Annotated in this window: 3 protein-coding genes; 1 reads left to right on the forward strand and 2 read right to left on the reverse strand. The window is 65.5% G+C overall.

Features of this window, described 5'->3' with window-relative positions; genetic code table 11:
- Nucleotides 1-494 precede the first annotated feature (494 nt).
- Nucleotides 495-2,414 (forward strand): AAA family ATPase, encoded by a 1,920-nt coding sequence (locus ACFSL4_RS37550; protein WP_381092606.1) that lies wholly within the window; start codon nt 495-497, stop codon nt 2,412-2,414.
- A gap of 34 nt (nt 2,415-2,448) precedes the next feature.
- Here the strand turns inward: ACFSL4_RS37550 and ACFSL4_RS37555 are convergent, their stop codons facing one another.
- Both ACFSL4_RS37555 and ACFSL4_RS37560 read right to left on the reverse strand, forming a co-directional pair.
- Complete coding sequence (locus ACFSL4_RS37555; protein ID WP_381092607.1) at nt 2,449-3,012, reverse strand: peptide deformylase; 564 nt, start codon at nt 3,010-3,012, stop codon at nt 2,449-2,451.
- A partial coding sequence (locus ACFSL4_RS37560) for an XRE family transcriptional regulator (protein ID WP_381092608.1) occupies nt 3,012-3,777 on the reverse strand: 766 nt, incomplete at its 5' end. The genes ACFSL4_RS37555 and ACFSL4_RS37560, both read right to left, overlap by 1 nt.

The raw sequence follows: 3,777 nt of genomic DNA on the forward strand, positions 1-3,777 counted from the left end.
CTAGCTAACGAGCAGGTCAGAGGCTTGGTCTGGGTTGGTGCGGCAGGGTCTCGTTTGGTCTCCAGGGGAAGATCATCTCCCAGAATTCTCCCAGCGTCTGGCACTGTGGCTGTAGCTCGCATCTGTGCCGCACCTGCGAGATGCGTTGCGGAAGCAAGTTTGCCGGAAGCTGCCCCAGGGCGGCGGGCGGCTCCCACGCGCTGGCCGCCACCGGCTCCTCGGCTCGTGCAACGTAGGCGTCTTCGGCCTCAACGATACAGCGGAGGAAGGGGTTGAAGGCGGCATCGCCCATCTGCACGCGGACGGTCTCCAGAACGATGACGGCCCAGTCGAGGGGGTCTCCAGCCCCCGTTCGTGCTGGGTGCCGAAGATCAGGTAGAGCACCTCCCGTTATCCCGGGAAAATGGCTGATGGGCTATCAGGCTGGCTGCTAGCGTCACGATCGTCACGTGGGGACTCAAATGCCCCGCCAGCATCAAACGCTCAGGACGACCGTGAAGATCAAGCGCGTACGCATCGAGAACTTCTGCTGTCTGCACAACGTGGACGTGTTCTTCGAAGACATCACCTCCTTCATCGGACCGACGGGGGTCGGCAAGTCCACCGTGCTGCGTGCACTCGACTGGTTCTTCAACGGCGAAAAGGGCGTCGCCCTCAGCGACGACGACGTTCACTCGGCGACTGAGGGCGGCCGCATCTCTGTGGAGGTGGAGTTCGACGGGCTCACCGATCACGATCGCCAGATCCTCGGACGATATGCGCCCGACGGTGCCCCGAGCGTGAGTATCTGGCGGACTTGGCAGAACGGGGAAGACAAGATCACGGGAAAGGCGCTGGCGTTCGGACCGTTCGAGGAGGTGCGTAAGAACGATAAGGCTATGGAGCTGCGCCGCGCCTATGACCAGTTGAGGGAGAGCGAGCCCGGCCTGGGACTGCCGTCTGCCGGCACCAAGGACAAGGTCCTGGAGGTCATGCGCTCCTGGGAGTTGGCAAACCGCGACCGTCTGACTGAGGCCGAGATCGAGGACACACACTTCTTCGGTTTCGCCGGGCAGAGCAGGCTCGCCCAGTTGATCGACTTCGTGTTCGTCTCTGCTGACCTGCGAGCGTATGAGGAGACCGACGACCAGAAGGCGACGGCCCTCGGCCGCATTCTCGATCACGCCGTGGACCGCTCGCAGGCGAACGAGCAACTCGGGGAGATCGAGGAGAGCGCTCATCTGGCCCGCCAGGAGGTGCACAGCAAGGTGTACGGCCCCGTGCTGGACCAGGTGTCGGCCGCGCTCTCCACGGAGGTTGCCAAGTTCACCACCGGACGGACAGTGGTGGTGACCCCCACGGTGCAGGCGCCGAGGCCCGCGCGAACGACCTTCCAGGTAAGTATCCGGGACGGTGCTGCTCATACCTCGGTGCACCGGCAGGGGCATGGTTTTCAGCGTGCACTGATCATCGCGGCGCTGAAGTACCTGGCCGACCGCAGACGCCCGGACGACGGCATGCGGACGTTGTGTCTGGCTATCGAGGAGCCCGAGCTGTTCCAGCACCCGCCGCAGGCGCGGACCTTCGCGAAGGTGCTCCGCGAGTTGGTAGCCACTTCACCGCAGGGGCGCACCCAGGTCATGTATGCCACCCATAACCCGGTCTTCATCGACCCGAAGGGTTACCACCAGATCCGGCGCCTGTGCCGCGCTGCCTGCAAGGAACACCCCGTCACCGAGGTGTGGAAGGCCACCGAGGAGGACCTGGTCAGGGCCCTGGACGGGCTCGTCGACAAGAAGGTGATCAGGAGCAGGACCGAGGGCGCGCTGGGGGGCGCGCTGGCGGAGGGCTTCTTCGCTCATGTTGTGGTGCTGGTCGAGGGTCGTGGGGACGAGGGGGTGATTACCGGTTGCGCGGACCGTTCGAGGATCAACCTTGGCGCGGAAGGCGTCAGCGTCATCCAGGTCAACGGCAAGGACAACCTCATGATCGCCGACGTACTCTTCAGCGCTTTGGGAGTGCCGTGCTACGTCGTTTTCGACGGTGACGCCGGCATGGAGGAGCGCAAGCGGGAGTCGGTGAGCCACCTCATCCCGCAACAGCGTCAGGAGAAGGAGCAGGAGTTCGAGCGCCAGGCGCGGAAGAACCGAGCTAAGAACGTGAATCTTCTGCAGTATCTGGGTGCGACGCCGAATCCGCAGCCTGCTGACGACTCGACCGGCCGTTACACCGTCTTCGAGGACACGCTGGAGACCTACCTCGACCAGCACTGGCCGACCTGGGAGGAGCGTAGGCGCGAACTCGTTCGTCTTGGCGAGGGTGTCGACGGGAAGAACGCGGCGACGTACCTGGAGACCACCCGGACGGTTGCGACGGAGCCGCCGTTCCTGCTCCATGCCTTGCTGGAGAACGTCCGATCGCTGGCCGGGCGATAGTCGCGCGATTTCTCTCGCCGGAAGCCTCCGAAGGCTACTGCTCGTACGCCCAGGCCCTGCCGGTCTGCCGGTAGTCCTCCACGGGGATCGGCTCGACCCCGGTGCGCATGCGGGCGGTGTAGAGCAGGCCGTCGAGGTGGTCGATCTCGTGGTGGATGAGGCGGGCGAGGCCGCGTTCGTACACGGTGGTGACGGTCTCGCCGGTCAGGGCCGTGGTCTCGACGGTGATCTTCAGGGGGCGGGGGACGAGGCCGCGGACGTCGAAGAAACTCAAGCAGCCCTCGTACTGCTCGTCCGTCTCGTCGGAATGGTCGGTGATCTTCGGGTTGAGCAGGATGACGGCGGGCGCGTCGCTGGGCGGCTGGACGACGGCTGCGGTGCGGCCGATGCCGATCTGTGGTGCGGCGAGGCCCATGCCTTTGGCGAAGGGGTGGACCTGGCCGATCCGTTCCATGGCGGCGAACAGTTCGTCGGTGATGCGTTCGGCTTGGTCGCGCTCGGCGGGCAAGGTGAAGGCGCGGGCCGGTTCGGCGAGGATGCCGGCACCGTTCTGGACGACCCCGAGGTCTCGCATCTGCTGGCTGGGTCGCACGTCCATCACCTGAAGTCCCCTTGCTCTGCGTCGTGTTCGGGTCGTGCCCGGAACCTCCATTCAAGACGGTACCGAGCGTGGAGGGCGGGGATGGGCGTGATCCATGTGAATTGCCTCAGTTCCCCGTCGTCGCTGCGGACGGGCGGCGTCCGCAGTGGGGAGGCTTCGGCGGTCATGGAGGTCTCGGTGCCCCACACGACGGGGTCGAGAGCGGCGGGGAAAGCGAGCTGGACTTCGAGTTGTTCGGTGGGCAGGCGTACGGCCCGCTGGAACCAGTTGCCCCACTTGTCGTCGCCGACGGTGTAGGCGTATTCGATCCACACGGATTCGCCGGGGTAGAGCGGGAAGCGGCTGTGTTTGTTGTCGAACAGCAGCCAGACTTCCTTGAAGGCGTCGCGGTCGTGCTTGGCCTGCCAGCGCATCGTCTCGCCGCGGCAGGTTGCGGTGAGGTCCAGTTCGTCCCAGGTCAGCGGGTGGGCTCGGTAGTGGGCGTTGGACCGCTCGGGGTCGCCGGGGAAGCGGTCCACGGAGATGCGGATCAGATAGCGGGTCACTGGTTCGTCGCCGGTGTTCCGCAGGAGCCGTCTCATGGTGAGCCGGTAGGAGTGGCCGTCGTACTGGAGGTGGGCGGCGTCGTGTTCGACGACGAGGGCGGACCCGGTGGCGTACGGCTGCTCGTGCCTGCGCTGGGCCGGTGGGGCTGTCGTTGGGCGCCGTGATCTCGTATGTGCCTGTTCGTAGTCGCACCAGCGCCGCCAGATCGCTTTCCCG

Origin of the sequence: Streptomyces caeni (genome assembly GCF_042678285.1) — a bacterium.
Taxonomy (GTDB): domain Bacteria; phylum Actinomycetota; class Actinomycetes; order Streptomycetales; family Streptomycetaceae; genus Streptomyces; species Streptomyces caeni.

Bases quoted from the DNA above. Each gene is read 5' to 3' on its own strand.
- ACFSL4_RS37555 (WP_381092607.1), bottom strand. From the start codon at position 3,012: ATGGACGTGCGACCCAGCCAGCAGATGCGAGACCTCGGGGTCGTCCAG.